At 40.6% G+C, this 25,749-nt stretch carries 20 protein-coding genes and 3 pseudogenes; 11 read left to right on the top strand and 12 right to left on the bottom strand.

Features of this window, described 5'->3' with window-relative positions; all coding sequences use genetic code 11:
• A pseudogene (locus tag H2C83_RS05505) lies at nt 1-345 on the bottom strand (xylose isomerase); the annotation flags it as partial.
• Nucleotides 346-699: 354 nt separating this feature from the next.
• On the opposite strand from H2C83_RS05505, the gene H2C83_RS05500 reads away from it, so the two are divergent.
• The 3 genes from H2C83_RS05500 to H2C83_RS17670 all read left to right on the top strand — a co-directional run bounded on the left by H2C83_RS05500 (nt 700) and on the right by H2C83_RS17670 (nt 2,480).
• Nucleotides 700-1,911 (top strand): ROK family transcriptional regulator, encoded by a 1,212-nt coding sequence (locus H2C83_RS05500; protein WP_181738591.1) that lies wholly within the window; start codon nt 700-702, stop codon nt 1,909-1,911.
• Nucleotides 1,912-2,039: 128 nt separating this feature from the next.
• A complete protein-coding gene (locus H2C83_RS17675; protein ID WP_312853853.1) occupies nt 2,040-2,183 on the top strand; it encodes a redoxin domain-containing protein in 144 nt (47 codons plus the stop codon).
• Between the two features lie 96 nt (nt 2,184-2,279).
• On the top strand, nt 2,280-2,480 hold the full coding sequence (locus H2C83_RS17670; RefSeq protein ID WP_246333771.1) for a hypothetical protein: 201 nt from the start codon (nt 2,280-2,282) through the stop codon (nt 2,478-2,480).
• Between the two features lie 32 nt (nt 2,481-2,512).
• On the opposite strand, the gene H2C83_RS18085 is transcribed toward H2C83_RS17670, so the two are convergent.
• From H2C83_RS18085 to H2C83_RS17665, 3 genes are read right to left on the bottom strand one after another with little or no spacing between them, the layout of a single operon-like run.
• Nucleotides 2,513-2,980: an MFS transporter gene (locus H2C83_RS18085; RefSeq protein WP_281364097.1), complete on the bottom strand. Its 468-nt coding sequence runs from the start codon at nt 2,978-2,980 to the stop codon at nt 2,513-2,515.
• 26 nt (nt 2,981-3,006) lie between these two features.
• Complete coding sequence (locus H2C83_RS18080; RefSeq protein ID WP_281364096.1) at nt 3,007-3,675, bottom strand: MFS transporter; 669 nt, start codon at nt 3,673-3,675, stop codon at nt 3,007-3,009.
• The gene (locus H2C83_RS17665) at nt 3,672-4,004 is read right to left on the bottom strand and encodes a hypothetical protein (RefSeq protein WP_246333770.1); all 333 of its coding nucleotides are present in this window, start codon (nt 4,002-4,004) and stop codon (nt 3,672-3,674) included. Before H2C83_RS17665 ends, H2C83_RS18080 begins: the two co-directional genes overlap by 4 nt.
• A 1,547-nt stretch (nt 4,005-5,551) precedes the next feature.
• Between H2C83_RS17665 and H2C83_RS05485 the strand changes: the two genes are divergently transcribed.
• Genes H2C83_RS05485 through H2C83_RS05475 form a run of 3 tightly spaced genes read left to right on the top strand, consistent with a single transcriptional unit; the run spans nt 5,552 to nt 7,438 of the window.
• On the top strand, nt 5,552-5,923 hold the full coding sequence (locus H2C83_RS05485) for a GntR family transcriptional regulator (RefSeq protein WP_181738589.1): 372 nt from the start codon (nt 5,552-5,554) through the stop codon (nt 5,921-5,923).
• 5 nt (nt 5,924-5,928) lie between these two features.
• Nucleotides 5,929-6,807, top strand: a complete 879-nt coding sequence (locus tag H2C83_RS05480; protein WP_181738587.1) for an ABC transporter ATP-binding protein — start codon at nt 5,929-5,931, stop codon at nt 6,805-6,807.
• Nucleotides 6,791-7,438, top strand: coding sequence for an ABC-2 transporter permease (locus tag H2C83_RS05475; protein ID WP_181738585.1), 648 nt, complete (start codon nt 6,791-6,793; stop codon nt 7,436-7,438). The genes H2C83_RS05480 and H2C83_RS05475 overlap by 17 nt, the downstream gene beginning before the upstream one ends.
• A gap of 112 nt (nt 7,439-7,550) precedes the next feature.
• On the opposite strand, the gene H2C83_RS05470 is transcribed toward H2C83_RS05475, so the two are convergent.
• The 3 genes from H2C83_RS05470 to H2C83_RS05460 all read right to left on the bottom strand — a co-directional run bounded on the left by H2C83_RS05470 (nt 7,551) and on the right by H2C83_RS05460 (nt 14,428).
• Nucleotides 7,551-8,159, bottom strand: a complete 609-nt coding sequence (locus H2C83_RS05470; RefSeq protein WP_246333768.1) for a 5-formyltetrahydrofolate cyclo-ligase — start codon at nt 8,157-8,159, stop codon at nt 7,551-7,553.
• Nucleotides 8,160-8,197: 38 nt separating this feature from the next.
• Entirely contained in the window at nt 8,198-9,874 is a 1,677-nt protein-coding gene (locus H2C83_RS05465) for a formate--tetrahydrofolate ligase (protein ID WP_181738584.1), read from the bottom strand.
• Nucleotides 9,875-10,186: 312 nt separating this feature from the next.
• Nucleotides 10,187-14,428: a 2-hydroxyacyl-CoA dehydratase gene (locus H2C83_RS05460; protein WP_181738582.1), complete on the bottom strand. Its 4,242-nt coding sequence runs from the start codon at nt 14,426-14,428 to the stop codon at nt 10,187-10,189.
• Nucleotides 14,429-15,222: 794 nt separating this feature from the next.
• Between H2C83_RS05460 and H2C83_RS05455 the strand changes: the two genes are divergently transcribed.
• The 4 genes and pseudogenes from H2C83_RS05455 to H2C83_RS05440 all read left to right on the top strand — a co-directional run bounded on the left by H2C83_RS05455 (nt 15,223) and on the right by H2C83_RS05440 (nt 17,656).
• Nucleotides 15,223-15,528, top strand: a complete 306-nt coding sequence (locus H2C83_RS05455) for a monooxygenase (protein WP_181738580.1) — start codon at nt 15,223-15,225, stop codon at nt 15,526-15,528.
• Between the two features lie 293 nt (nt 15,529-15,821).
• Nucleotides 15,822-16,478 (top strand): peroxiredoxin, encoded by a 657-nt coding sequence (locus H2C83_RS05450; RefSeq protein ID WP_181738578.1) that lies wholly within the window; start codon nt 15,822-15,824, stop codon nt 16,476-16,478.
• A 12-nt stretch (nt 16,479-16,490) separates the two neighbouring features.
• Nucleotides 16,491-16,712 carry a hypothetical protein gene (locus H2C83_RS05445; RefSeq protein ID WP_181738576.1) on the top strand — a complete coding sequence of 74 codons (222 nt, stop codon included), beginning with the start codon at nt 16,491-16,493 and terminating at the stop codon, nt 16,710-16,712.
• A 347-nt stretch (nt 16,713-17,059) separates the two neighbouring features.
• A pseudogene (locus tag H2C83_RS05440) lies at nt 17,060-17,656 on the top strand (DUF6518 family protein).
• 362 nt (nt 17,657-18,018) lie between these two features.
• Here the strand turns inward: H2C83_RS05440 and H2C83_RS05435 are convergent.
• Nucleotides 18,019-19,842 carry a YhgE/Pip domain-containing protein gene (locus tag H2C83_RS05435; RefSeq protein WP_181738575.1) on the bottom strand — a complete coding sequence of 608 codons (1,824 nt, stop codon included), beginning with the start codon at nt 19,840-19,842 and terminating at the stop codon, nt 18,019-18,021.
• Nucleotides 19,843-19,844: 2 nt separating this feature from the next.
• Nucleotides 19,845-21,902: an efflux RND transporter permease subunit gene (locus tag H2C83_RS05430; RefSeq protein ID WP_181738573.1), complete on the bottom strand. Its 2,058-nt coding sequence runs from the start codon at nt 21,900-21,902 to the stop codon at nt 19,845-19,847.
• 211 nt (nt 21,903-22,113) lie between these two features.
• On the opposite strand from H2C83_RS05430, the gene H2C83_RS05425 reads away from it, so the two are divergent.
• Nucleotides 22,114-22,617, top strand: a complete 504-nt coding sequence (locus H2C83_RS05425; RefSeq protein ID WP_246333767.1) for a TetR/AcrR family transcriptional regulator — start codon at nt 22,114-22,116, stop codon at nt 22,615-22,617.
• A gap of 448 nt (nt 22,618-23,065) precedes the next feature.
• Here H2C83_RS05425 and celB read toward each other — a convergent pair whose 3' ends face one another.
• The 3 genes and pseudogenes from celB to H2C83_RS05410 all read right to left on the bottom strand — a co-directional run bounded on the left by celB (nt 23,066) and on the right by H2C83_RS05410 (nt 25,530).
• Nucleotides 23,066-24,418: a PTS cellobiose transporter subunit IIC gene (gene celB, locus H2C83_RS05420; protein ID WP_181738569.1), complete on the bottom strand. Its 1,353-nt coding sequence runs from the start codon at nt 24,416-24,418 to the stop codon at nt 23,066-23,068.
• A 535-nt stretch (nt 24,419-24,953) separates the two neighbouring features.
• A pseudogene (locus H2C83_RS05415) lies at nt 24,954-25,140 on the bottom strand (PTS lactose/cellobiose transporter subunit IIA).
• Between the two features lie 198 nt (nt 25,141-25,338).
• Complete coding sequence (locus H2C83_RS05410; protein WP_246333766.1) at nt 25,339-25,530, bottom strand: PTS sugar transporter subunit IIB; 192 nt, start codon at nt 25,528-25,530, stop codon at nt 25,339-25,341.
• Nucleotides 25,531-25,749 lie beyond the last annotated feature (219 nt).

Genomic DNA, 25,749 nt, shown 5'->3' with positions numbered 1-25,749 from the left:
TTTGTTGGTTTCCCGCAAACAGCTTCCTTCAGGGGCAATATCGACATCATGGAAACAAAAATAGGGAACGCCAAGCTTTTCAAAGAATTCAAAAGCGGCCTCCACCCGGGCTTTGGCCAGATCCATGCCGGTAAATTTGTCCCATGGGCGAATGGCGGTGCCAACCCCGAACGGATCGGACAGATCCGCGGTAAATGTGTGCCAGTAAGCGACACTGAAGCGGAGAATTTCTTTCATCGTCTTGCCGCCGATTTTTTCCTCCGGATCATAAAATTTGAAAGCAAGCGGATTGGCTGACGTCGGACCTTCATAGTTAATGTTATTGATGCTGGAAAAATAGCTCATTATCGTTTCCCCTTTCATTTTACTTTGTTTATCCTTTAAATTAAGTTTAACTCCATGTGTAAGCGGTGTCAATCAAAAACGTTTTTCTTTCCCATTTTTGGATAAAAGTCACGGGTTGTTCATAATCTGAAAAAACAGCAAAACCTCAAGTTTTTTTTATTATCTTTTTGTTGCAAGGCCATGGAACCAATGAATTGATTTTTGTTAAATAATATTTATTTCTATCAAAAAGCTTGTCTTATTTTCAACTTATATAAAGTGATTAAACAATCTGTTTGTTTATTGATACGGCTAATGAACAAAGACCCCTTTTATGATAAAATTTAACCAAATGCAAGCAAAAGGGGAAAAACAATGAAGTCTTTACGAACAGGGGACCAGAATCTAATCAAGCAAATCAATAAATCGATTGTATTAAATGTGATTAAAAATAAAGGGCCTGTTTCCCGTGCGCAGATTTCCAAAGAGACCGGTCTGAACAAGGCTACCGTATCGACCATGGTAGCCGAACTGATTAACGAATCTTTCGTTAATGAAATCGGAGCGGGGCAATCGAGTGGTGGCCGCAAACCGGTTATGCTTTATTTCAATAACCACGCTGGCTATTCGATTGGCATTGATCTGGGAGTGAACTATATTTTGGGGGTACTGACCGATTTAAGCGGCAACATCATCAGGGAAACAAATATTCGCTTGAATGAAACAGACCTTGAGTTTGTCAGAGACAAAATCATCTCAATCATTGATAACCTGATTCAGTCTGCTCCGGAAAGTCCCTATGGAATTGTCGGCATTGGCATTGGTGTTCCGGGCCATGTCAATCTGGAGCATCAGATTCTTTTTGCACCAAACCTGAAGTGGCGGAATGTATATTTGAAACAGATGATTGAGGAAAAGTTTCATATTCCGGTTCAAATTGAAAATGAAGCCAACGCCGGAGCTCATGGGGAACATTTATACGGCGCCGGAAAAATGACCCCCAACCTGATCTATGTCAGCATTGGAATCGGAATTGGCACAGGGATTATCATCAATAACCAGCTTTACACCGGAGCTACCGGGATCGCCGGAGAAATGGGACATTTAACCATAGAGGCCAACGGGAGAAAATGCTCGTGCGGAAATCGGGGCTGTTGGGAAATGTATGCTTCTGAAAACGCGCTCCTCAAGGCTGCCAGACAGAACCTGGAAGAAGACGATGTTTGTGATTTGGATGTTCTGGAAAGCGAAGCGAAAAAGGGAAATTTAAAAGTGTTGAATCTGCTGAATCATTTGGGGGAATACATCGGCATCGGCCTGACCAACGTAATTAACACCTTTAATCCGCAGGCCGTCATTATCGGCAACCGGATCGCCCGATTTGAAAACTGGATTATCAACCCAATCGAACGAATATTGAAAGACCGGCTGTCATGCTATCATAAAACAAACACGGAAATCCGTTTTTCTGCTCTCGGCAAACACTCCATCGCCCTTGGCGCCAGCTCCTTTGCCATTTCCCATTTCTTTAAGGAAAAGAAAGTCAAAACCCTGGTAACCAGCCAGCCAACCGGTTTAGAAGAATAACAGGATCACAGCGATAAAAAATCCTTTCTCCGATCATAAATTTTGCCGCGGATTGGCACTGAGGCACTGCAATTTGAAGCAGTTACATCCCAGGGTACTATTCGTCTGTCAGACTATGAGTCAGCTGGCTGGTTCTGTTCTCCCATCCAGCTGACTTTACACCCGTATGTACAGAGTTTATTGCTTTCCAACGAATTTATCCTGAGCTCCGCAAATTAAATACCGAACTGCTTGGGTTAAGTCTTCCCACATTTCCTGGATCCGCAATCTGAAATAAAATTTGGCGTCAAGCTGGAATTTCCCATCATCGCCGACCTGAACAAAGATTTTGCACAATTGTACAGCATGATTATGCCGGAGGAAAGCACGTGGGAAACCTCACGGGCGGTATTTGTCAATCGGCGAAAAAACTTTTGCAAAGCATTGAGAAGGATTTCCTGTCAGCACAGGACATCTCCCAAAAAACAGGTCTTCCTCTTTTCAAGGTGCACAGCAGTCTACGGGAACTGGTCATAAAAAAAGACAGCCAATACAAAATGGCCCTGAAAGCCCTTGAATACCTTCACTGAAAATGTAATTAAAAAATATTGGACAGTCTTATCTAAATCTCGCCAAGTTCTTCTTTCTTTTCTTCGATTTCTTTTTTCTCTTCATGCCACCATAACGCTTCTTCCGGCTTTTCCAGAATCTCCTTGATCTCATGGTATTCTTCTACAACTGGTGGCGATCCTCGCAGGGATTTGCCCGAGGTTTCCTTGATAAACCAGGTTACCATAATAATACCGATGATTGATGTGAATATAGTATAGTAAGCTGGTATTAGTCTGTTATTTGTTTGACTTATTAACCAGGAAACGATTAACGGTGTTGTTCCGCCAAACAGGGATGCTGATAAGTTATAGGTGATTGCCAATGCCCCATTACGTACATTTGTAAAAAATAACGACGGCAGCAGAGATGGCATTGTTCCCTGGAACGACGAAGAAAAGACGGCTAAAATCATTAAACTTGAAAATAAAAGGATTGTATTGCCGCTGCCTATTAATAAAAATGACGGAGCGGATAACAATACCAGGCCAATTAAACCGCCTTGTATTATTTTTTTGCACCAATGCGGTCACTAAAATACCCCATTAATAACACAATCGGGATCATAATGACCATAATGATCACAATTAATAAAAGCCCTTCAGCTTGTCCATAATCCAGTACTGCTGTCAAATGTGAAGGCATGTATGACAAGATCGTATAATTAACAACATTATAAAAGAAAACGACAATCATCCCAATAAGAATCGGTGTCCAGTGAAATTGGAGAATATCTTTTACAGAAACGTAATTATTCTCTTTATCCTCTGATTTTTCAGTTTCCATGGCTTCAAAGGCGGGCGTTTTCTCCAATTTATCACATAAATAAAAGCCTATCAAACCGATCCGATCGGTGCAGCAATAAAAAACGGAATTCTCCAGCCCCATTCCAGCATGGTTTCCTGGCCCAATATAGGTAAGAGCTGTAACAAGACCTGCTCCAGCGATATACCCGACTAAAGTGCCCACTTCCAAACCGCTCGACATAAACCCCCGTTTTTTGTCAGGTGTGGATTCAGCAATAAATGTCATGGCTCCAGCGTACTCTCCACCTGTTGAGAAGCCTTGAACCAGGCGGGCCACAAGCAACAAGACGGTTGCTGTTGAACCAATAGCAGCATAGCCCGGAATTAACCCAATGCTTAATGTCGCAATGGCCTTCATAATCAGGGTCATCGCCAGGATTTTTTTCCTTCCCAACCGGTCACCAAGCACCCCAAAAATACCCCGCCCAGGGGATGAACGATAAATGCAACTGCGAAGGTTGCAAAAGAGTAAACCAATTGCATCGTTCCGCTTGCTTCAGGGAAAAATACCTGTCCAATGGTAGCTGCAAGATATGAGTATATTCCGAAATCAAACCATTCCATAGCATTTCCAACGGCTGTTGCCACAACCGCTTTTCGCGAAGACTCTGCATCGACAACCATGATATCATCTTTTTTTAATTTTGGCGCTTTCTTCTTTTTAAACCTGAATTCTTTCCTTTCTTTTTCTTTATTCAACAGGTAATGCCTCCTTGTTAATCGGTTTACGGCTGTAATCCCAACGTGTCCTATGCGAGAAAAAATACAAAAAAACTTCTATGAGAAGGCATCATGAAATCATCATGTACTTGTGTTGAATTGGATTTTGGCCTTTCCATAAAAAAACTATTTCCAACCGGACATCATAAAGCGCATATTTGTGAGCCCCATTCCCCATCCATGATCGCTCAATCTCTCCGTTCACACTCCGTTCCTTCCCATCGCAAGAACCGGATGAATGCCACAATTTCAATCGGTTTGGCAAATCACTTTGTATTGCTTGCTGTGATATGCTTGAATGTCTCTATCCACCTGTATTTTCAATTGATCCCGGAGCCATACAATTGACCGGATCCCATCATTGCTTCACCATTTGACGGCCAATCAATTCTTCTATGGCCAGCACTCCGGTTTCGCCGTAGCTAACGTCTGCTGCCCTCGCATAAAAAAGAAACAATATTGGGAATCTGCTCATTTGTCCCTTTTTTAGTCCACTCTCTGGCGGATGTTTGCGAACAAAAGCAATATGGAAAACCGTATGTTAACCATTATCGAACAGAGATACTGTGAGACGATCCCATTTCCCGATTGTATGATATACCAGGTAAACAATGTTCCCACAAGTTTTCCTGGAATTTTTATACCATTTCCCGAACTTGGCCGATTCTAAACATTGCCTGCTGCCACAATCATTTCTTTTGCACCTGAATAAACAACAATGAACAAGGAAAAAGGGGAGGTTCGCGGCGTGTTTCACAAATAGCTTATATTTATTGCAATATTGAGCAAAGTTCTGAAAAAGAAATCCTCTCAACCCGGAAAATCTCCAAAAAACAGGCCTTCCCCTTTCAAAGTGCGCAATAGTTTGCGTGAAATGGAAGACCCGGGTAACTGACTCCAAAGTAACCTGCATTCTCCCCTTTTGCAGATATAGCCCCTTTTTTCTCAAGTTTTTGTGCCTGTTGACGGTTTACAAACTCATCATCGAAAAAACAGTCCAAGCCGAACTTGCTCAGGGGAAAATCCAAACAAATTCTTTGTCAATTGAGGAGTAAAAAAAGATGCATTGATAAAGACACTTTCTGCATTTTCTTGTCCCTGTTTTGCTTCCGGTATTCCCGGATATCTAAATAAAGTCTCCCTTTTTAAAAGCCGCCATTTTCCATTCAGATTTCCCGTGCACAATCTGTGATTGGAAAAACAGGCTGAAAGACTTTGCTGAATATAAATAATGATCATTTGTCATAAACTTAATCCCCTCCGCTTAGTTTTCTTTACTAATCTTTTATGCACAGAATTCCTGTTTTTCTTTCGGCTTATTCCAACTGGCACCAAAACAGACCGCATTGTTTTCTCTTTTCGGATAGTCCTTGGTAATTATCTGTTCATGTACAAATGAAAAAACGGCGTTATTCCACATTCAAAAATCCATCAAAGAGGAATTAATATTATTATACGGTTGACTAATCTGTTATTACTGTATATATTGTATATATACAGTAATAACAACCAAAGGATGTCTGATAGTGAATATTATCGTTTCCAATTCTTCTGACGATCCTATTTACTTACAGATTGTCAATCAGTTAAAACAAAAAATAATAAACGGTGAACTTTCCGAAGCAGAAGCCCTGCCTTCGATCAGAAGTTTGGCCAAAGAACTGAAAATCAGTGTGATCACCACCAAAAGAGCCTATGACGAACTGGAAAAGGAAGGTTTGATCGTAACCGTCGCCGGCAAGGGGTCTTATGTGGCACCGATCAATAAAGAAATGCTCAGGGAAAACAGAATGAAAGTGGTTGAGGAAAAAATGGCGGAAGCAATCTCAACGGCAAGGCAGGTGGGGCTGTCATTGGAAGAATTGCAGGAAATGCTAAAACTGCTTTATGAGGAGTGAAATGCATGGAAAAGGTTTTGGACTTCATCAATGTTTCCAAGCACTACATGGATTTTTCATTGAAAAACGTCACTTTCTCTCTTGAAAGAGGCTATATTATGGGCTTTATCGGACCAAATGGCGCCGGTAAAAGTACAACCATCAAGCTGATGATGAATTTGATCAAAAAAGACAGCGGACAGATCAAAATCTTTGGATTGGATTGTGAAAAAAACAATATTGCCATTAAGGAGAGAATCGGTTTTGTTTACGATGAAAATCTTTTTTATGGAGAATTGACTGTTCAGGAAATGAAGGATTTTATCCGTCCTTTTTATAAAAAGTGGGACGAAAGTTTATTTGCCAGATATATAAAAGAATTTAATTTGCCTCTCAAGAAAAAAATCAAACATTTGTCCAAAGGAATGAAGATGAAATTTTCCCTGGCAATTGCCCTTTCACACCATGCCGAACTGTTGATCATGGACGAGCCGACTTCCGGACTGGATCCCGTAATCAGAAATGAATTGCTCGATGCACTCCAATTTTTGTTGCAGGACGAAAACAAATCCGTTTTTTTCTCGACTCATATCACTTCCGATCTGGAGAAAGTTGCCGATTTTATCACCATCATCAATCAGGGTGAAATCCTGTTAAGCAAAACCAAAGATGAGCTCCTTGAGGAATATTGTATTGTTAAAGGGCGCAAAGAGTTGCTCAATTCCAATCATCAGAAACACTTTATCGGCTTGAAAAAAAATAAATACGGATTTGAAGCCTTGGCCGGCAATAAACGGGAAATTACAAAGCTCTTCGGGGATTCAGTTGTCGTTGAAAAGCCATCCCTGGACGATATTCTGTTATTTTTGACAAGAAAGGATGAGGATCGTGTATCACCTCATTAAGAAAGATATATTAATTCAAAAGAGATCTTTTCCAATAGCGATTCTGTTAACCTTATTTTTTTCATTTTCCTTCACAGAGATGGGTTCAGCCGGATTAACCCTGAGTGTAACGGCTGTTACTTACATGTTGACTCTTGGCGCCAGCGCACTGGAGGATCAAAACAATAGCGGCAAGTTATTGGTCAGCCTGCCAATTACCAGAAAGAAGATCGTATTGGCAAAGTATCTGTCTGTATATGTATTTGCATCCTTTGCCATCCTGTTAAATTACCTGATCAGCCTCATTGTGGACTTTCTTCGCCTCCCGCAAGGCTCTTTGCCGTTGACTGCAGAGGGAATACTTGGGGCAGTTGTGGCGGTCACTTTAATGTGCTCCATCACTTTCCCCCCGACTTTCAAACTTGGTTACATTAAAGCGAAAACCATCATTTTTGTCCTTTTCTTTATTATGGCGTTTGGCGTTAGTTCTCTTGCGGCCAAGATTTCCCAAACCGGTTTATTTAACGAAAATACCCTTTTCACAAGAATTTCCCAGTTTTCAATAACTGCAATAATCCTGGCGGTGACTTTCATTGTCTTGATTATCTCCTGTTTGCTCTCTTTAAATTTCTATAAAAAAAGGGAATTTTAGCCATTTATTGAATCCAATATAAAAATATGCTGCTAACGTTTAAAGCAGCATATTTTTGTATTTGTTCGTAATCGAAAGTATCTCTTTGCCATACTTTTAAACAGGCATTGATCTACATAAATTTCCCCGTTTCGGTGATAAGGTGCTGGACAGGAATATCATGGGAATCAATGGGCAGATCCTCCCTGATTTGGCTTGTATGGGCCAGGGATAAGGTCTTGTTTGGGAAATCGGCGAGAAAACGGTCATAATAACCTCCGCCAAAACCGATTCGATATCCATGATGATCAAAGACCAGTCCTGGCACAATGAGCAGGTCTATTTTGGACTTTTCCACTTTTCTTGTTTTTTCTGTTTTTGGTTCCAACAGATTATAGTAGCTTTTCTCCAATTGACCGAAATCACTCAGTTCATAAAAGACAAGCTTCTTTTCCTTTGGGACGCATTTTGGTACACAAATCGTTTTTCCCTGTTCCCATCCCGATTCAATGATCGGCATGGTGTTCCACTCAAATCCCCGGGAAACCGTAACGCCAATGGTTTTTGCGTCATTCCACAAGCTTGATGACAACAAGTTTTTTAATAACTTTTTTTCCACCTCCCGTTTTTCCCGTTCCGATAATCCTTTCAAAAAGTCTGTCATCGATTTTCTGAGTTCCGATTTCAACATTTCTTCATCTCCTGTCAATTTGTCATAACGGCGGCATGGCATGCTCTCCATTGCCGCCGCCGGTTCCCATTTCCCGGAACAGTACAAAGTTAGAACAAACCAACTATTTTCCCCTCTTTGTTGATATCAATGTTTTCTGCTGCAGGATGTTTGGGGAGGCCAGGCATGGTCAAAATGCTGCCGGTCAGAACAACAATAAAGCCAGCACCTGCTGAAATCTTCACCTCTCTGATGGTAATCTCAAATTCACTGGGACGCCCGAGCTTTTTGGCGTCATCAGTGAGGGAATACTGTGTTTTTGCCATACAAATCGGGAGATTGCCATACCCCAATGCTTCCAGTCTTTCGATTTCCTTTCTGGCGGCCGGCGTCAGAACGATTCCTTTTCCGCCATATACCTTTTGCACCATTTTTTCAAGTTTGAGGGTAATCGGGTCCTGCAAATCATACGCAAATGAAAGCTTGCTTTCCAATTCAGCAAGCTTTACTACTTGCCTGGCCAAATCTACTCCTCCTGCTCCCCCTTTTGCCCAGACATCAGCCAGTACCACCTTAACTCCCAATCCCCTGCATTGGTCTTCTATCAATTGCAATTCCGCATCCGTATCCTGAGGGAATCTGTTAATGGCCACAACCGTTGGCAGGCCAAAGACATTTTGCATATTCTCCACATGTTTCAGAAGATTGGGCAATCCTTTTTCAAGTGCTTCAAGATTTTCTCCCTTTAATTCATTTTTCGGCACTCCGCCATGCATTTTCAATGCCCTGACGGTTGCGACAACAACAGCGACTGATGGTTTTAAACCAGCATAACGCGATTTGATATTGATAAATTTTTCTGCACCCAGATCTGCGCCAAATCCGGCTTCCGTAACAACATAATCGGCACATTTCAAAGCCAGTTTCGTAGCAGCAATACTGTTGCATCCATGAGCAATATTGGCAAATGGTCCCCCATGGACAAATGCCGGAGTATGTTCAAGAGTCTGAACCAGATTTGGCTTGACCGCATCCTTAAGTAAGGCGGCCATCGCTCCATGAGCCTTCAGTTCGCCAGCCGTAACAGGCCGGTCATCATACGTATACCCAATCACAATGTTTTTCAGTTTTTCTTTCAGTTCCAGTATATTGTTTGATAAACAGAGAATAGCCATGACTTCGGATGCCACAGTAATTTGGAAACAGTCTTCCCGTGGCATTCCATTGGCTTTCCCGTTTAATCCGTCCACAATAAACCGAAGTTGGCGATCGTTCATGTCTACAACGCGTTTCCAAATAATCTTGCGCGGGTCTATATTCAATTCATTCCCGTGATGAATATGATTGTCGATCATGGCCGCCAATAGGTTGTTAGCAGCACCAATCGCATGAAAATCCCCGGTAAAGTGAAGATTGATATCTTCCATTGGTACTACCTGGGCGTAACCTCCGCCTGCTGCCCCGCCTTTGATTCCAAAGACCGGCCCCAAAGATGGTTCCCTTAAAGCGATGGCTGTTTTCTTTCCGATACGTTGCAATGCATCCCCCAGCCCTACCGCCATGGTTGTTTTTCCTTCCCCGGCCGGAGTGGGAGTCATGGCAGTTACCAGAATCAAATTCCCATCTTTCCGGTCTTTCAGGTAATCCAATTTGCTTTCGTCAATTTTTGCCTTATAGTTTCCATAAATTTCGAGAGCACTGGATTCAATTCCGATTTTCGCTGCAACTTCCTCAATTGGTAACAACATTGCTTCCTGTGCAATTTCCGCATCTGTTTTATAACCCATTACTATGCCACCTCTTCAAATATTAATTAGAATAATAGAGTTGTATAAATAAAAACATATGTAAGCGCTTACTACAATTTAAATATAATGTAATCCTTTTTTTTATTCAAATTCCCATTGATTAAACCTGTCCAGACCAAACGCTTTGTCTCCCTTTAATCCTTTCATTTCCAAAACTGTTCATAAAATAATTTCTTCCAATCTCACATAAAACAAATTGCCCCGAAAGAATGGATTCATGCAATGCCCAGTCTTCCGGAGGCAGTTTTTCTCAAAGCCGCATCTTTGTTCTTCGTTCAATTCTTTTACTGCTCAATTCGCCTGTTTCACAGACAGATTCCGTTCCGTTTTTTCCTCATTTTTAAAGGCTGTTGCCAACATCAGTTTTAACCGGTTAATCTGGTTGACGGCTGATTCACTCGCATCATAGTCGATCACCGTTATATTGGCTTCCGGGTACATATCTTTCAAGCCTTTCACCATGCCCCTGCCTGTCACATGATTCGGTAAACAGGCAAATGGCTGAACGCAGGCAATATTACGAATCCCGCCTTCGATCAGTTCCATCATTTCAGCAGTCAAAAACCAGCCTTCTCCGGCTTTGTTGGACAGGGATAACAATCTCCTGGCCTTGGCTGCCAGTTCGTAAATCGTATGCGGCACGGAGAACCGTATGCTTTTTTGCAATGCTTCCTTAAGCGGTTTTCGATACATTTCCAGGAAACTGATTATTGCATGGCGAAGCGGAATCACCAACCTGCTTTTTTCCAGACTGGCGCCCCTGTCAAACGCACAATACAGGAAGAAATCAAATATATCCGGCATTACCGCTTCCCCGCCTTCACTCTCTATGAGTTCAACAATTTTATTATTTGCATCTGGATGGAATTTCACCAGAATTTCCCCGACAATGCCAAATTTAGGCTTTTTCACAAAAATAGCCGGGTGCCGGTCAAACTCCTTGACCATTTCAGACAGAACCGCCTTATATTCCGCAAAGCGGAAATTGTTCAAGGATCGTTTACAAATGTCCAGCCATTTTTGATGCAATTCATCCGTGCTTCCCTTTTTCATCTCATATGGCCTGACCCGGTAAATCATTCGCATGAATGCGTCGCCGTATACAGTGGCTGCAATCAGCTTTCTAATGAGGCTGAACCGAAATTTGAAACCGGGATGCTTTTCCAATCCGAGGGCATTTAACGAAATAACCGGAACTTGCTCCATTCCCGCGTCCTTTAAAGCCCGACGCAATAAAGCGATATAGTTCGTCGCCCGGCACGCCCCACCTGTCTGGGACATGATCAATGCGGTTCGATTGAGATCGTAGTTCCCGCTTTGCAAGGCATGGACCAGTTGACCTGCTGTTAAGATGGCAGGATAACAGGCATCGTTATTTATATATCTCAAACCAACATCAACCGCTTCATGGGAAACTGTTGGCAATAATTCCGCCCTATAGCCCTCGCTTTCAAGGGCCACTTCATACAAATCAAAATGAATCGGTGACATTTGCGGGATTAAGATCGTATACTCCTTTTTCATTTTTTTCGTAAATACGGGAACCTGTTTTCTCTCTTTCGCTGTTTGAACAGCTTTCCATTTGTCTTCCCGTTCCTCCATGGCCGCTTTCAAGGAACGGATGCGAATTCGGGCTGCCCCGAGATTGTTCATCTCATCAATCTTGATTGCCGTGTACATTTTCCCGTTTTCTTCCAAAATCTCCTGAACCATATCGCTTGTAACCGCATCCAACCCGCACCCGAATGAATTAAGCTGAACAAGCTCCAGTTCCTTGTGGTTGACAACCACTCTTGCCGCACGGTACAGCCTCGAATGATACGTCCACTGGTTGACTACCCGCGGATCTTTTTCAGCTTCTGCCAAATGGGAAATGGAGTCTTCTGTCAAGACAGCCATATCCAACGCTGTAATCAGTTCTGAAATGCCATGATTAATCTCAGGGTCAACATGGTACGGCCTTCCGGCCAAAACAATCCCTTTTTTGCCGGTTTTTTTCAAGTATTGAATGGTCTCTTCCCCTTTTTGATGAAGATCCTGTTTTACGCGCTCCGCTTCCTGCAATCCGGCTTTAACCGCCTGGGCCATCTCCTTTTTTGCAATGTCCGGAAAGCAATTTGCCAATTCATTGAGGATGGCATTTTCATTATCCAATGTTAAAAATGGCTGGAGAAATGTTATTTGCTTCTCTCTTAATACATCCATGTTAACACGAATCACTTCCGGATAAGACGCTACAACCGGACAGTTAAAGTGGTTGGTTGTTTCTTCTGATTCCTTTTTCTCATAAATGACTGATGGATAAAAAATCAGGTCAACATCCCGTTCAGCCAGGCTTTGAATATGGCCATGCACCAATTTGGCCGGGTAACAGGCGGCCTCGGATGGAATGGATTCCATGCCTTTCTCGAAAATCTTTTTGCTTGATTTGGGAGACAGGACAACTTCAAAACCCAGTTTCGTAAAAACAGTGTGCCAAAACGGATAATTCTCGTACATATTCAGAACGCGGGGAATCCCCAGCCGACCCCGTTTGGCTTCCTTGCTATGTAACGATTCATATTGGAACAATCGCTCGTATTTGTATTTGTAAAGATTTGGCAGCTCCGTTTTCTTTCTCGTTTTGCCTGCTCCCCGTTCGCAACGGTTTCCGGTGATGAACACTCGCTTGTCCTTGAAGCGGCTGATCGTCAAGGGGCAGTTATTGGCACAAAGCTTGCAACGGCTGTGCGAGGTCTGGCATGTAAATGTCTTCAACCCATCTATGTTCAATATTTCACTTTCTTTTTGTTCATATCTTTCTTTCGCAATTAACGCACATCCATAAGCGCCCATCATTCCGGCAATATCAGGGCGTACAACCTCTTTCTGTATTAACAGTTCAAACGCCCGCAAGACAGCTTCATTATAGAATGTGCCTCCTTGCACAATAATATGTTCGCCAAGTTCCTCCGGATCCCGTAATTTCATTACTTTTTGAATGGCATTTCTGATCACAGAATACGAAAGGCCGGCAAACAGATTTGGAAGGGTCACACCTTCTTTTTGCACCTGTTTTACTTTCGAATTCATAAATACCGTACAACGGGATCCCAAATTGACAGGCCGGTCAGCCCGCAATGCTTCCTGGGCAAATTTCTCGATCGGGATATTTAAAGAATGGGCAAAGCTTTCCAGAAACGAACCACAACCGGAAGAACAGGCTTCATTTAACATCAGATGATCAATGGCGCCGTTTTTTACTTTAATACATTTCATATCCTGTCCGCCAATATCCAGAATAAAATCCACATTCGGCAAAAATTTGGCAGCCGCTTTATAATGAGCAACTGTCTCAACTTCTCCAATGTCAACCTTTAATGCCGCTCTGACCAGTCCTTCTCCGTATCCCGTTACTGCTGAATTGACAATATATACTCGATCCGGCATTTTGGCATACAAATCCCCCAAACCATCCATAACCGATTGTAAAGGGTTTCCTTTATTACTTTCATAAAATGTATATAACAACTCATCGTTTTTTGCTCCCATTAACACAATTTTGGTTGTGGTGGAACCCGCGTCGATACCGAGAAAAGCAGGCCCTTCATAGGACTCAAGATTTCCCCTGGGGACTTTAGCCCGTTGATGCCGTTCGCGAAAGGCCTGCAAATCTCTTTCTCCTTCAAACAACCTCGGCAATGTGTCAATTTCCTGGCTGGATGAAGTCAAGGAGTATGTTTCCAGCCGTTTGCACAATTGGGCCAATGCGACCGGTTTGCTTTTCACACTGCAAAAGGCTGCTCCATAAGCTACAAAATATTGGCTGTTTGGTGGAAAAACCACATCTGCCTCTTCCAGTTTCAAGGTTTCAATAAAACGCAGGCGCAACTCCGACAAGTACGTAAGCGGACCTCCCAGGAATGCAACCTTTCCCCGAATCGGGCGACCGCATGCCAAACCGCTAATGGTTTGCGTAACGACACTTTGAAAAACGGAAGCAGCAATATCCTCTTTGCTTACGCCTTCATTCAACAGTGATTGAACATCCGTTTTTGCAAATACACCGCAACGGGAAGCGATGGGATAAATTTTCTGATGGCCTTTTGCCAGTTCATTTAATCCGGCAGCATCCGTTTGCAGCAACGCAGCAATTTGATCAATGAACGCCCCGGTACCTCCCGCACAGGCCGAATTCATCCGCTGTTCGATCCCGTTTCGGAAATAAATGATCTTTGCATCCTCACCGCCAAGCTCAATCACAACATCAGTTTCCGGAATATAATGCTCAACCGCTTCCGTACAAGCCATCACTTCCTGAATAAAAGGAATTTGAACCTGCTTTGCCAGTGAAATCCCTGCCGAACCAGCTATATTCATCGTTACCCTTGCTTTTGGATACCGGTTTAATACCATCTTTAACATTTGGAGCGTTGTCTTTTTCACATCTGAATAATGCCTGCAATATTTTTGGTAGACTGTTCTGGCCGCGCTGTTAAGCACCACTATTTTCGATGTAATTGAACCAACATCTAATCCAACTCGCAATAGCATCAATAATTCTCCTCTCTCTTCGACTATAAAAGTCATGTGATGATCTGAATTTCGAGCAATAAACATTTACTGGTTCCAGGGAAAGATCATGGTGTCTCCAATTTTTTGAACAGGTTCGGGTTTTGATCGGCAATAATGGTTAATCAAAAATTATAAAAAGGTTTTTTAATGAAGTATGTAAACAATTTCATTTATTAAATATATTTATTTATTTTAAAAAATAAGAGCAAACATCTTAAAAAAACTTACCCCATGAACAATTTGGCCAACATGTGATTAATCTTGCCAGATTGGCAAAAATACCTTAAACTTGCTTGAAATCCTCAATGAAAGCCAGCTGAAATGGTCTGTCTTTTTGCTGTTCAGAAACCAGCAAAAATCAAAAAAGACCATTATTCTATGTATTTGTAAACTAAATGCACCCTGCAGGCATAACTATCTAATTTACACTCTATCCATTTTCATCAAGATCAAACCAGATTCTAGCAAAGTTTAAATTTCTGACAAAGATCTTATTTTCCCCGGATTTTACCGGTATAACCCGTCACCCGGTGAAAAATCGGGATCATAAAGAATCAAAACGGCGCTGTTATCCTGCGTTAAAGCACTAATCGTTGCTTATAATCGGCTTTTATAGTTCTTTATATTATATAGGCAATCTAGCAACACTGGAAATAATACCGTACTGAAGCCGGACATTAATACTTTTGCGAAAAAAACTTTTACCAGTCAGTGATAGGAAATTCCAGGAAAATCATATTTTACAACCTGCATCATGACAAAGGAGGAGGACAATGGCCTGCGTTTTACAAATCGATTTTAACATGCATGGACCATTCGGGGAGGAAATGGCGAAAGCATTTTCTGATTTAGCGCAAAGTACTAATCAAGAAGAAGGGTTTCTTTGGAAAAACTGGACTGAAAATTCTGAAACCTATGAAGCGGGAGGAATATATCTCTTCGAAACAAAGGAAACTGCTGAAAAATATTTGGACATGCATTCCAAGAGATTGGCCGGTTCTGGAATAACAGAGATAAACGCAAAGATCTTTGCAATTAATTCCCGACTTACCACGATTACCAGAGGCCCAATAAAATAAGCAAACATCCGCAAGACTATATAATAACGGTTCTTGCAGTTTCAACCGGCCATTGATCAAGGAAAGGAATGGCAACGAAATCCATTCCTTTCCTGTTTGGGAGTTTCCTTCAGGGGAAAGTCGCAACCTTTTTATGAACCCCCCAGTCCTGATTTGTAATTTTTCTTTCTCTTCTAGATAATTCCGTTCATAACTTCCTTACATTATTAGTAAGATTAAAAGTAGACACTTACTCTTTTTTAGTATATAATCATTATTAGATAATAATTATTATAAATTGAGGAGGCACACAAATGAGTGAAAATACAAATAGCGAAGTACGTTCCCTGCCGCGAATCGGTTCAAAAGCACCGCAATTTGAAGCAGTTACAACCCAAGGTACTATTCGTTTGTCAGACTATGAAGGTAGCTGGCTTGTCCTGTTCTCCCATCCAGCTGACTTTACACCCGTATGTACGACAGAATTTATTGCATTCCAGCAAATTTATCCTGAGCTCCGCAAATTAAATACCGAACTGCTTGGGTTAAGTGTTGACAGTGTATCCTCCCACATTTCCTGGATCCGCAATGTGAAAGAAAAATTTGGCGTCAAGCTGGAATTTCCCATCATCGCCGACCTGAACAAAGATGTGGCCCAGTTATACGGCATGATTATGCCTGACGAAAGCACAACAGAAACCTCACGGGCAGTATTTGTTATCGATGATAAACAAGTTATCCGGGCTATCATCTACTATCCCCTGACAACAGGAAGAAACATGGATGAGATTCTCCGCCTGGTAAAGGCGCTTCAAACCACGGATGAAAACGGGGTTGCCACTCCGGCAAACTGGCGCGAAGGGGATAAAGTATTGTTGCCTACACCGCCAAATATTGAAGTGGCTGAAGAGCGCTTGAACGATGAAAATCTGGAATGTACGGATTGGTATTTCTGCAAAAAACAATTATAAAGGGGGATCTTCATGGCGTGTTTCACAGACAGCGGACATTTATCGGAATCGGCGAAAAAACTTTTGCAAAGCATTGAGAAGGATTTCTTGTCAGCACAGGAAATCTCCCAAAAAACAGGTCTCCCTCTTTTCAAGATACGCAGCAGTTTACGGGAACTGGAAGACATGGAACTGGTCATAAAAGAAGACAATCGATACAAAATGGCTTCGAAAGCCCTTGAATACCTTCACTAAAAATGTAATCAAAAGATATTGGACAGGGTGCTCGTGTTGGACACCCTGTCCTGTTTTTAGCCGGCAGTTTATTGCATCCATACGGTCTGTTTAATAATTTTATTAGTTTGTCCAGAATTTTTTATAATCTGGGAGTTAATTTTATATGAAGAAAGAGAAAACAGCCAGGCTTCTATGGATATGAATCATTTCAGAAAGCAAACCGGGTATTGTTCATCAGCCGCCTTTAAAATAATTGCAAAGATCTCACTCAAGGGTTGGTTATATATCTTTTACTCACACTAATATTTATAGTAAAATTTTTTAAGAAAAAACTCTTTGCAGAATCTATTTATTGGCGGTGGATTATGAGGCTTTGGAAAAAAATACTGTTATCATCTGTCATTGGATTGGGCATAGGGATACTTACTGTCCTGGGGCAAGGAGTTCTTCCAGGAAGCTGGAATTGGCTTGCTAATTCAGGAACTGTATGGCTTATACCAGCATTTTTTGTGGGAGCACTGGGCTCAAAAAAATTGCAAAGTGCAATACTTAGCATAATAAATCTTATTGGAATGGTAACTGGATATTATTTTTATGCTATGCTGATTCAAAATGTCCCTCATTCTATATATTTTATATTGGTATAGACCGGAGCAGCTGTCGTTGGCGGTTTTATTTTTGGAATCGCGGGATTTTTGTGGGGAAGGGATCACAGTTCAAAACATAAATTCGGCAGTGCACTTATCGGTGGTATATTCATTGCTGAGGGATCGGACAAATTCATTCATATCGACAGTTATCGCCATATACTCGATGTCGATACTGTTCAAATTATAGTTGGTTTTATTCTGGTCTTGCTTTTGGAACATACAGCCAAAAATCGAATGGCTTCGTTGTATATGTTAATACCTGTCGTAATTTCAGGTCTGATTGGATATCAAATTTTACATTTAATAACGTAAAATCCTTTAAATTGTTTATAAATAATATTCAGGATCGCATGTAAGGAAAAATAATTTCTTTAGACAGATATTCCAACAAAAAATATGGATATTTCATGTTACAGAGAAGGCAGCATCTTTCTGAAGCCGCGGTTTTCTCAATCGGATGCACGATGTTACTTGTCAGCAACAGCTATGAGTTTGCCCGGCCCGCGCCATAATTGACAAAATTATTCTGCAGAACTGACTGCAAGAAAGAACAGCCTGTTAAAAAAAGTCCTTCATCAATTTGATGAAAGACTTTTTTTGAGAGATTTACCGCATGCATCTTCCATGCTTTCAGCAAAAATCAGGAAATGTCAACACCTGCTTTAACCTGATTCTTATAAAAACAGGTCTTTCAAACGAGCCCAGACTCCCTTTCTTTCTTGTGCCGGTTTTTCTGTCTCTTCTGGCTTTTCTTGTTTAATGCTTTCTGTTTTGAAGACAAACTGGACTGAACTGATATTTTTGTTTCCGGGTGAAACAAAGGATACAGCTTCAAAATCAGATTTATCATAATCCGCCATCAGCTGATCAACTTCCTGTTTCATTTGGCCAGGCAAATCACTGGTAGACGCATAAAGTTCAGACGTTCCATTATGCAGTTTGCTTGCACCATTTTCCAATTTACCTGTTCCTTTGGACAAGTCCTCGACGCCATTGTGCATCTCTTTATAGGAGCTGGATAATTGGCTTACTCCGGCAGTATAATCTACCAATCCTGAATGGAACGCTTTATAATTGGAAGACAGAGTAGCTATTCCTTTTTGTAACTTCGCGAATGAATCAGCAATATCCACAGCTTCCGGAGCAGACGAAAGCCCATCTGCCATTGTATCCAGATTGTTTGCCATCTGTGCAAGGGATCTGCTAATTTGTCCCAATGATACATCTACAGCAGCAAAACCACCTTTTACAGACGAATATGTTCCTTTTGCAACCCGTGCAGCGGAATAAGTTTCAACCAATTGATCCAGTACTGCATGATCTGCACCGCTCTTGTACAACTGCCGGATTTCTTCTTCTGAAATCTTATAGTCAGGAATGCCTTTCATAGCTTTGTTTAATGCACTGTAAGCAGTGGCATGGTTTTCTTTTAAAATATCCAGGCCTTGCGCTGCTTTTTCCAGTCCATTTGCAATTTGGGAGAGTCCGTCCTTCAGCTTTTTCAAATCGCCAAGCCCTATTTCTCCCGGGTTGTTGCTCAGAGATCTGTTTAGTGTTTCAAGTGCCTGCTCAATGCTTCGGGAGGCGTTAACCAGTTTCGAAGAAGAAGCATCAATTGCAGAAATCCCGTCTTTATAAGCCTCGGAACCGTTCCGCAGATTTTTTACTCCATTGTTTAATTCAGCAACCCCATTTTTCAATTGCCCGACACCTTTGTTAGCCTCTCCAATGGCGCTTGTCAAGGCTTTCATACCACCAGTCATCTTACTTATATCTGGTGCATCAACAGGTAAAGAAGGCGGTATTGCCGTGATATTAATCCCTTCCAGCTCGAAATCAACTGCATCCGCTTCAAGGATCATCTCTTTCTCTTCTTCAGGCATCACGGTAAATGTGATTTGTTTATTCTTCCCCGCATTGGCAAGCATCCCGTCAGGAGCCTGAATATTGCTGTAACGCTCCAGATCAAGAGAAAGAGAAATTTGTAACAAGTAGTTTTTAATAAATGTTGGATCCGCTTTTTCATTGGCCGATGTTGCAATCCGGATTTGTACATGTCCGTCTTTTCCGGCAATCTCTTCAGGGGTCATTTCCTTTCCGTCCAACAAATAAGAAACGGAAATGTCCCATGGCAAGGAGTTTTTAACCATTTTTCCCTGATAATAAAATTTCCCCTGTGGAGCAGTAAACTCCACTCTGTTGTTCTTTTGTTCTATTCGGGATAAATCGGTCAGATTTTTCAGACTGGTATACGGACCATAGTCAATGATTTTCCCCGCTTTTTCTACATCCAAAATGTTTACAACATAGATCTCCTGGCTTTTGCCATTAGCATTTAACTTTGCATAGACAACTTCATCCTTTGAGGAGATTTCCCCTTTTTCCGGGGATGGATCTTCTCTTGGCTTGCTGTCATTTGAAGCCGCCGTAACATGAAATGACGGCAGCATTAAAATGATTGTTGCAAAGACAAGCAGAAACTTTCTTATTCTCCTCATCGTCATTTCTCCTTATAGAAATTTGCTTTCCAGGTTGTTTTCGCAATCAATTTATCGAAGACCAGTAACATGGCAGGCAAGAAGAAAACTACCATAATAAAGGCAAGCAGTGTACCTCTTCCAAGCAGTAACCCGATTGATGCCACAATTGGGTTGGATGAAGTAATCCCTAAAATAAAACCTACACTTGATAAAATCGAAGCAGAAACCGCTATAGCGAAAATCTTCTTATCTGCCGTTTTCTTAATTGCTTCGAGTGCCGGCATTTTCTTCCGATACTCTTTATATGCATCCGTTAGAAGAATGGCATAATCTACTGTTGCTGCAAGCTGAATGATGCTGACTAGCAAATAACCCACATAAACTAATGAGGTACCGGTAAAATACGGAACAGACAGATTGATCCAGACGGCTGATTGAATTGCAAGAAGCAGTATCAAAGGAATCGAAACAGATTTGAATGTCATGAGCAGAACAATGGCAATGGTAATAATAGTCAACAAATTGACCAATTTATTATCCTTTTGCACTGTATTTTTTATATCGTACAATGTCACGCTTTCCCCGAGCAAATGAACATCTTTACCATAGTAATTTTCTGCCGTGCGTTGAACCTGCTCGATTAAATGAAACGCCTCTTCACCTTCGTTTTTGGTATCTGTTTGAAGAATGATCCGGCTGTAATTTTCGGAATAAAACTGGTCTGTCACGGATGGGTCCAAATACTCCGGAGGAATCGCAGCACTGACTGTGTTGACATAAGCAAGAACACTGGTCACATGCTCGATCTTTTCCAAATCATGTACCAGTTTCTCTTCTTTGGCTATATTCCCTTTTGGGACAAGTAACACGATCGGGGTACTCTCTCCAAAATGTTCTCTGATTTTCGCCAAATCACTGCCAGCCCTTGTGGTCTCCGGCTGCTCTCCGATGCCATATGTGAAATTGGTATGACTTTGTGCCAGAAAGGCTGGGACAACCAGAATAAATACAAGCAACAAGCTTGGTATCCCGAATTTTATAATATGACTTCCTATATTCTTAATGCTTGGAAGTAATGGTTTATGTTGCGTTTTATCAATCCATTTATAAAACATAAGCGTTAGTGCAGGCAAAAAGACCATTACACTGATGAAGCTTAATAAAATTCCTTTTACCAGGTTCATTCCCAAATCTGAACCAATTTCAAAGTTCATAAACGATAACGCAATAAAGCCAAAAAAGGTTGTTGACGCACTGGCCGCAATAGCCGGAAAGGATTTCTTCATGGCAAGCTCCATCGCTTGAAGGGGATCTGCTATTTTCTTTCTGTAATCGGCAAAACTGTGAAGAAGGAAAATCGCATAATCAAGCGATACAGCTAACTGTAAGATTGGTGCGACCGATTGAGTCACAAAGGATATTTCCCCAAGAAAAATGTTCGATCCCATATTAATCAAGACCGAAATACCAATAGCCGTTAAAAAAAACAACGGTTCTATCCAGGAGTTGGTAGATAAGACTAAAATCAGTATAATAATCGGAATCAACAAGACGGTCGCGTATATCGATTCTCTTCCGGTCATCTTTTGTTGGGTAGCCGTATTGAGCGATTCCCCTGACATGGCATTTTCTTCACCAATCAGATTGTAAATGGCATCGGTTACGGCTACTTCATCTCTATCACGGATACTGAATGAAAACAAGGCATTGCCATCCTTGTAATAGGATTCCACAATTTCATCATCAGCCATTTCGAGTGGAGTTTTTATGTCGATGGCATCATCCAGCCAGGTGACATCTGATACACCATCAATGGCAGCCAGTTTCTCTTTAAAGGCAAGAGCTTCCTGTATGGTAACATCTTTTATCATGACTCTGTTTGTCGGAACATTCCCCTCAAATTCCTGTTCCATAACAGGCATTGCTTTTGTAGATGGGGCATCATCCGGCAAGTAATCTTTTATATCGTAGTTTACCGATACCGCAAACCATGCCAAAGTACAAATGACTGCAAGGATTATAAAAGTAATTGCAACAGTCTTTTTATGTTTGATAATTCCTGCTGCAATGTTTTTCATAATACACCCCCTCTTGCCATTTTTAAATATTCACTATATTATTTTACGTACACAGTGTTGTCTAATCAACAAACAGTTTAACAACTTCCGTAATTTTTCCAACACAACCATAAATTGTGTTGGAAAACGGTAAAAAAAGGAGCTCTTTATGACTAGTTTCAAATTAGACAGACGTAAAAAATATACCCGGATGGTTTTGAAGAATAGTCTCATGAAGCTGTTAAAAGAAAAACCGATTTCTTCCATCACCGTTAAAGAAATATGTGAACTGGCCGATATCAATCGCTCCACATTTTATTCACATTACTCTGATCAATTTGACCTTCTTGACAAAATTGAAGAAGAAATTATTGACGACATGACGAGGTATTTGAGTCAGTACAATTACGAGACCGAACAAGACACCCTCCAGATGTTCGAAAAATTGTTAGAATACCTGGCTTCAAAACAGGAGATATGCAAAACACTGCTCCATGAAAAAGCAGATACGACATTCCAGAAGAAAGTGATCGTTTTCGCACATCATTTTTTCATGAAAAACTGGACATCTGTTCACATCGACGAGGATTTTTCCAAGTATTTGAGTACGTTTATCATCAGCGGAAGTATTGATGTCATGAAAAAATGGCTAAACAATGGAATGGACAAATCACCAAAAGAAATGGCCAAAATCATAAATGATCTTATCAATAAAGGACTTGCAGGGACGAAGTGATCCCTTGTTGTGCAAAATTGATAACAGGATTAAATGAATGGTTTGCAAGGTAAAGTTTTACAAGTATGAAATTCCTTTTACATCAAGGAAATCGAGAATCGGGAACCGGCTTGTGGCAAACTCTGATCCAGGTCCTGGTTTAGGACAATACACATGCTCATATTGACCGAGGCCGTTATGGATCCAGAAATGATCATGAATATACCCATTATCAGTACAAAAAATGCTCGGAAAAAAATCTGAGCATTTTTTAAATGACCTTATTCAACCAAACCGTGTGTTATTCATTTATGCCTTTAAAAATAACCAAATCCAGGTATAAATTGGAAATAGTCTGTTTTTTGAATCTGCTCCCGGTAATAGGGGGTACCGGCAATATGCCGGTACCCTATTATATCTTCAATTTATGCGCTTCCATCATTCCTCTGCAATTTGTTTGGCGAAAACATCAGATAGTTGCTGATTCCGCACCTTTTTCTTGCTCAACTAACCTTTTATCGTATATTTTAATGAATGGCAGCCAAACCAGAAAAGCTGCAAAAGCACAAACCAATGCAATCACTGCTGCCATATAGTCTCCGCCAGTGCTGATAAAGGCACCTATACCTGCCGGGGTAGGCCAAGGCATCATTGCAACAATTGCGTCCACAATTTGCAGTTTAATTGCCCAATAACCTATAGAAGCTGAGACCATTGGCGCCAAAAAGAACGGGATCGCCAAGAATGGATTATACACAATCGGCAGTCCAAACATTAATGGTTCATTTATGTTAAAAATACCAGGGGCAAGAGCCGCCTTGCCTAAAACGCTTAATTGTTTCGATCTTGCAAAGAATGCAATAAACAGACATAAACCTAATGTTGCCCCGGTACCACCCATAACTACAAAAGCATTGTTGAATTCCCCTGCAAATGGAATATTTGCTCCGTCTACATTGGATTGCATATTTGTAAGAACGATTGGTGTCAGGAACCCAAAAACAATTGATGTTCCATGGATACCTACCAGCCAAAGTGCAGAGATTATAAAGTAAATAACCAGGATCCCCAACCAGCTGCTTGTTAAATTAACAACAAACCCAAAAGGAATTGCTACTAATTTAAATATATCCGTACCTAATGCAATTAAAATACCGTTAATCAATAAAACAGTTATAGCAACCAAAAATGCCGGAATTAATGCTGTAAATGATCGGGATACACCCTCCGGTACTGCTTCCGGCATTTTTATAACCCAATGTTGTTTCACACACAGTCTGTATAATTGCACAGCCACAATAGCCATAATGATCGCTACGAATATTCCTGTAGCCCCCAAACGGCTTACACCATCTTCAACCATCGCCCATCCATGAACGATTTTATCACCAATTTGATGTACTAGAGACATTCTCCCATTTTCTAAAACCAATTGAGGGACAGTCATAAAAAAAGCAAATAATGATAGTAAAGCACCATTCAAGGGTGATAGATTTAAATTTTCTTCTTCGGCAAATATTTTTGTATACTCATAGCCAACAACAAGGCCGAAATATAACGCTATTATTCCCATAGTTGCTTTATTCGCCAGCATATACAAATCACTGACTCTAAAAAAAGAGTTATCGAAAAAACCTTGTAAAAATGTGAATGTTTGTGGCAACACGTTAAACACGAGGAACATCGAACCAACGATTACAAACGGAATAGAAGCCATCCCTGCAGCCATTATTGCACGTACAAAACGCCACGATGCGACTTTGCCCATTGGACCCATTAGATACTTTTCAAATAAAGCAAATGCTTTGTTTTCGGATGCCACAGAAATACCTCTTTTCTATTATTAATTAATAGCCTTTTCGTATTTCTTGATACGATCATAATGTTTATCCTCGTTATGTTTGATCTGGTGTAAACGGTAGAGATTAATAAACTTAATAATATCCCTATAACCAGAATACTTAAAACCAATAATCTGGACTTCGTTTGATTTACAAGAAAAGGATATAATTGACTGTACGAAGAATAAAAACAAGTCGGTATTACCAAAACCACATTTGTAAAAAGCAAAACCATAAAGCAATATTTTGTGTATTTGGCATTATTGGTATGCTTGCTGTACATTTTCACCTGTTCTGCGATACTGAATAATAATACGATAATCAATACCAACGGGATCATATATAGCGATGAATCGCTCAGTATCAATAAAATTAGCCAGTACAAATTTGTGAAAAAGAATAATGCAGAAACATATCTTACAAGTAAATATCGATTAAAGTACATCGATTGAATACTTAATCTTTGTCTGTTTTGTTTTATCAGTACGCTTCCTCTGTTTTTCATAAACAAATTCCTTATTTATTTTCCAGTTTTTCATATAGATGTAACATTTCTGAAGCAACTTCTTTCAATGTCATCGTTGTCATTAAGTGATCCTGTGCATTGATGTGCCAATAATAATTCATCATTTGATTCTTTCAACTTGTTTTCGGCATTTTCGAAATCATTATTTTTCATCAATTTAAATGCTTCGTGTATCATAGTTCTTGATGAACCACTGTGCAAAATAATCTTAAAAGCAATGTTTTGAATTTGTTCTTTTTCCATCAAAGTCTTCCTTTCGTATCTAAAGTAAAGCAATCAAAAATGTTTAAATTATCAAGGTTCTCAATCACTCCCTTTTGACATATAACTTCTATTTGATAATTACTGCATATGATTATTGAAATGCATAACATATTATTGATTTGAAAGTTCCTGTAAGATTAAATTTCCCAATTTTTCAACGCCCATAGGAATAGGAGTGTATGCTTGCGGGGGAATGTTTACAACTGGTTTACCTACACGATCACCAGCAGCTTTAAGATTTTGATAATACATTTTTGTTTGAGGACTTACCAAAAACAGGTCAAAGTTACTCGTTTCAATCATCTTACTACCTCCCTCAATAAATTAAGTTTTTCTCACTCAATCTCTCGTTTTCTCCAATTTTGAAAAATGAACCAGGCATTTAGAACGGATACATTTTGAATAGATGTATAGAAAAGGAATTAAGGGTTTACTCAAATAGAGGCAAGCCTCTATTTGTAAAAATATGTGAGCGCTAGTGGATCTCCACAATGACCCAAGGAGTTTACCCTCCCATGTCTC

The sequence above is a fragment of the Thermoactinomyces mirandus genome, from assembly GCF_013868055.1.
Classification (GTDB): Bacteria; Bacillota; Bacilli; order Thermoactinomycetales; family Thermoactinomycetaceae; genus Thermoactinomyces; species Thermoactinomyces mirandus.
This window is presented reverse-complemented; position numbering and strand designations above follow the sequence as displayed.